Source organism: Kitasatospora sp. NPDC057223, from assembly GCF_042669755.1.
Classification (GTDB): Bacteria; Actinomycetota; Actinomycetes; order Streptomycetales; family Streptomycetaceae; genus Kitasatospora.
This window is the reverse complement of record NZ_JBHUWW010000263.1, coordinates 1-4,033: the sequence shown is the minus strand read 5'-3', so window position 1 is coordinate 4,033 and position 4,033 is coordinate 1. Positions and strand designations below refer to the sequence as shown.

Sequence of the window (4,033 nt, the reverse complement as noted above, 5' to 3'; positions counted from 1 at the left end):
GCCGTCCCGGTCGGTGGTGTGGTCGTCCGCGAAGCGACGGTCACCGGTCGCATCGGGCACGTACTTCACACAGACAACGATCCTCAAGCTCACGGCCTGTCTCCTGTACTGGTCTCGTCCGGCGGCTGCGGCTGGTGCAAGCGGGCGCGAGCACTTCGCGCGCCCGCTCCGGGGTAGTGAATACCCGTGCCCGTCCGGCCTTCCTGGCAGCATACCCGCCAGTAGCTTAGCCGTCACTACTGGCCAGTAGCTTAGCGCTGCCGGAGCCCGGGCGAACGCCCCTCCACACCTGTCCACGCCGGAGAACACCGGGCAGGACAGCCTTCGGGACGGCTGCACTGCCGTCGTCGCCCATCCTGCCCCAGGCCAGGCCGAACACCACCTGACTGGGCGGCACATCCGCTGTGAGATTCCCCGGTCTTGACAAGGGTGACCTTGGTATTGCCGGAAAACGACCTTCGGATGAAGCCTGCTGCGGACGCCCGGCCGGCCGGTCCGCCCGCGACCCGAGCAGGCGTCAGAGCGCCTCGCCCAGCGCCGCGATCACGTCCGCACGCCGGGGCTGGCCCGCCGCCCGGCGCACCACCCGGCCGCCCGCGTCGAGCACCAGCACGGTCGGTGTCCGCAGGATCTCCAGCCGCCGCACGAGGTCCAGCTGCTCCTCGGCGTCGAGTTCGACGTGCGCCACGCCGTCCACCATCCCGACCACCTCGGTCAGCACCCGCCGGGTCGCCCGGCAGGGCTGGCAGAACGCCGACGAGAACTGCACCAGCGTCGCCCGCTCGCCCAGCGCCTCGCCCAGTTCGGCGGCCGACAGCCGTACCGCGTCGTCCTTCGTCCGCACCCGCAGTCTCCCGTCCCGCCTCGCCCGCCACAGTCCGAACGCGCTCGCCAGCGCGAGCACGACCACACACACCACCAACCCGGTCATCGTTCAAGTGTGCGGTACCCCTCACCCCGGCCTGCCCCGGAGGGTCGACCTCCGGATAGCGCCCGCATAGGATCGAGAGGTGCACTCCGACTCTCCCGCGCCGCCGCGCCTGACCACCCGCCGGGTGGTCGACCTGTGCCGCGCCACGGCCTCGCGCTGTCGCTGACCCGCTCCCGTCAGCCCGCCCGAGCCCCACGCACCGGAGTCCCCCATGCAGATCGACCCGCGCGGCCCGCGTTTCGCGGCCGTGCTCACCACACTCGTCCTCGCCGCCGTCCTGATCAGCGGGAGCGGCTGGCTGCTCGCCGCCCAGGCGGTCGTCTTCGCGATCGGTGCCTTCGCCGGGCTCCAGTACTCGCCGTACGGCTGGCTGTACCGCACCCTCGTCCGGCCGCGCCTGGGGCCGCCGAGCGAGACCGAGGACGCCCGCCCGCCGCGCTTCGCCCAGTCCGTCGGGTTCGGCTTCGCGCTCGTCGGCACCGTCGGCTACCTGACCGGGCTGACCTGGCTCGGCCTGCTCGCCACCGCGTTCGCCCTGGCCGCGGCCTTCCTGAACGCCGCGTTCGGCTACTGCCTCGGCTGCGAGGTGTACCTGCTCGTCCGCCGCGCCCAGGTGCGTACGGGGGTCCAGACCGGCTGACCGGCGGCGCCGGGACCGGCCGGCGGCGCCCTCGCGTGACAGACGGCACTCGTTCGGGGGATCATCTTCCTGTAACACCCGTGGCCGTCGCGGCGTGCCGCGCCCTCCCGGTCGGCCCGCCGTACCTCGCGGGTACCGCCGCACCGGGCACCAGGCCCGAAGAAGTTAGGGCTGACCGTGGCTGAGTTCGTGTACCCGCCGGTGATCAGGACCGCGCTCACCGTCTTCCGCGCGCTCGACGTGCAGATCAAGATCGTGGGCGCCGAGAACATTCCCGCCACCGGCGGAGCGGTACTGGTGAGCAATCACATCAGCTACCTGGACTTCCTCTTCGCCGGTCTCGGCGCCTTCAAGGGCGGCAAGCGCAAGACCCGCTTCATGGCCAAGGACGACGTCTTCAAGCACGGCGTCTCCGGCCCGCTGATGCGCGGCATGAAGCACATCCCGGTCGACCGCGCCGACGGGCAGCCCGCCTACGACGCCGCCGTCCGCGCCCTGCGCGCGGGCGAGGTCGTCGGCGTTTTCCCCGAGGCGACGATCAGCCGCTCGTTCACGCTGAAGAAGTTCAAGACCGGCGCCGCCCGGATGGCTGCCGACTCCGGCGCCCCGCTGCTGCCGGTCATCCTCTGGGGCACCCAGCAACTCTGGACGAAGGGCCGCCCCAAGACCCTCACCAAGCGCCACGTCCCCGTCACCATCATGATCGGCGAGCCGATCCAGCTGGCCCCCGGCGACAAGCCGGTGATGGTCACCCGCCGCCTGCGCGCCGCGATGACCGAGATGCTCGACCGCGCCCAGCGCGAGTACCCCGCCGTGCCCACCGGCCCCGAGGACTCCTGGTGGCTGCCGGCCCAGCTCGGTGGCACCGCCCCCACCCTGGAGGTCGCCGAGGCGGAGGACGAGGCGGAGGCCGTCGCCAAGGCGGAGCGCCAGGCCGCCAAGGAGAAGGCGAAGGCCGAGCAGCAGGCCCCCGAGCAGGGCAAGTAGTCAGCAGGGGAAGAAGCAGGCCAGGGCCTGCGGCGCCGCTCTCCCGTCCCATGAGGAGCGGCACCGCAGGCCTTTGACGTGACAAGCGGACAAACGTTCAGTAATCATCCGATCGCTGAGCGTCGCGTGTCGCGCCTCTGCGGCACCGCCTCCTCTGGCACAGTGACACCGCCCGCTCAAGGACGGGCCCTCGTCCTGGATCGGAGACGGACACATGCGTGGCACTGGCAGAGGAGTCCCCTACGGGGCCGCAGCGTGTTCCCTGCTCGTGGGGACACTGCTCGCCGGATGCGGAGCGGACAGCAACCTGATGCCCTCGGAGGCGGTGGACAACCCCGCGGTCACCCAGGCACCCGAGGCCGTGGCCGCCGTCGAGACGTCAGCGCCCGCAACCCCCGCCGTACGGGCCACCGCGCGCAACGGCCTGATCGCCGCCCGGATGTTCCTCGACCCGAGCCGCGCCACGAGCGCCATCGCGACCCTCTCGCCCGACGGCAGCGGCGCGAACCAGCTCACCCGGCCGCCGACCGGCACCCGCGACGATCACCCGGACTGGTCACCGGACGGCCTGACGATCGCGTTCGACCGCATCGCGGACGGTGGCAGCACCCGCCTCTGGACGGTCGCCGCCACCGGTGGGGAGCCGCTGCAGATCCCGCAGATCTGCCAGGACGGCGCCCCCGACTGCCTCAACGAGAGCGAAGCCACCCCGGCCTGGTCGCCGGACGGCAAGCTCATCGCCTTCGGCCGCGACTGGGGCACGGTCGACGACCAGCAGAACCAGATCCAGTACTCCGACCTGTTCGTGATGAACGCCGACGGCACCAACGCCCAGCGCCTCACCATGCTCACCAACGACAAGCCCTACTCGGGCGGTGTGCGCAACCCGAGCTGGTCGCCCGACGGCACACAACTCACCTTCGAGTACCGGACGGGCCCCGGCGGCCAGCCCGCGAACAGCACCGCGATCTTCGTCGTCAACGCGGACGGCACCGGCCAGCGCCAGCTGACCCCCTGGGCCCTCCGGGCCGGCGACCGCGCCGGCTGGTCGCCCGACGGCTCGCGCATCCTCTTCACCACGTATCCGGACGGCCCGACCGGCTCCGACTTCACACCGGGCGGCGGCATCTACACCGTCCAGCCGGACGGCAGCGCCATCACCGCCCTCACTCCGGCGCCGTCGAACAGCTTCTACGGGCCGGCGTCCTTCTCCCCCGACGGACAGCTCATCGCCTTCGCCCAGGCCGTCTCCGGCGCGGCCCCCGAGATCTACACCATGAAGACCGACGGCACCGCCGTCACTCAGGCCACCAGCTCCCCCGAGCAGTGGGAGAGCCGCCCCGCGTGGGGCCCGGCCGCCGGCTAGGCGGCCCGCCGGGCACGCGGTACGTGCCCGGAAACGCAGAGAAGCCCCGCCGGTTACCCGGCGGGGCTTCTCTTGAATGATTGTTCGGCGGCGTCCTACTCTCCCACAG

General features: G+C 71.9%; 4 protein-coding genes and 1 pseudogene. 3 read left to right on the top strand and 2 right to left on the bottom strand.

Features of this window, described 5'->3' with window-relative positions; translation table 11 throughout:
* Positions 1–93: pseudogene (locus ACFUK0_RS39655) on the bottom strand (electron transfer flavoprotein subunit beta); the annotation flags it as partial.
* A 424-nt stretch (positions 94–517) separates the two neighbouring features.
* Positions 518–931 carry a TlpA family protein disulfide reductase gene (locus tag ACFUK0_RS39650; RefSeq protein WP_380258861.1) on the bottom strand — a complete coding sequence of 138 codons (414 nt, stop codon included), beginning with the start codon at positions 929–931 and terminating at the stop codon, positions 518–520.
* A gap of 211 nt (positions 932–1,142) precedes the next feature.
* Here ACFUK0_RS39650 and ACFUK0_RS39645 point away from each other — a divergent pair, with 211 nt between their 5' ends.
* The 3 genes from ACFUK0_RS39645 (at position 1,143) to ACFUK0_RS39635 (ending at position 3,924) form a co-directional block, all read left to right on the top strand.
* Positions 1,143–1,571: a DUF4395 domain-containing protein gene (locus ACFUK0_RS39645; protein ID WP_380258859.1), complete on the top strand. Its 429-nt coding sequence runs from the start codon at positions 1,143–1,145 to the stop codon at positions 1,569–1,571.
* A 177-nt stretch (positions 1,572–1,748) separates the two neighbouring features.
* On the top strand, positions 1,749–2,558 hold the full coding sequence (locus tag ACFUK0_RS39640) for a lysophospholipid acyltransferase family protein (RefSeq protein WP_380258857.1): 810 nt from the start codon (positions 1,749–1,751) through the stop codon (positions 2,556–2,558).
* A gap of 310 nt (positions 2,559–2,868) precedes the next feature.
* Entirely contained in the window at positions 2,869–3,924 is a 1,056-nt protein-coding gene (locus ACFUK0_RS39635) for a TolB family protein (RefSeq protein ID WP_380258855.1), read from the top strand.
* Positions 3,925–4,033 lie beyond the last annotated feature (109 nt).

Excerpts from the sequence above, each read along its gene's own strand:
- ACFUK0_RS39650 (WP_380258861.1), bottom strand. The coding sequence starts at position 931 with ATGACCGGGTTGGTGGTGTGTGTGGTCGTGCTCGCGCTGGCGAGCGCG.
- ACFUK0_RS39645 (WP_380258859.1), top strand. The coding sequence starts at position 1,143 with ATGCAGATCGACCCGCGCGGCCCGCGTTTCGCGGCCGTGCTCACCACA.
- ACFUK0_RS39635 (WP_380258855.1), top strand. The coding sequence starts at position 2,869 with ATGCCCTCGGAGGCGGTGGACAACCCCGCGGTCACCCAGGCACCCGAG.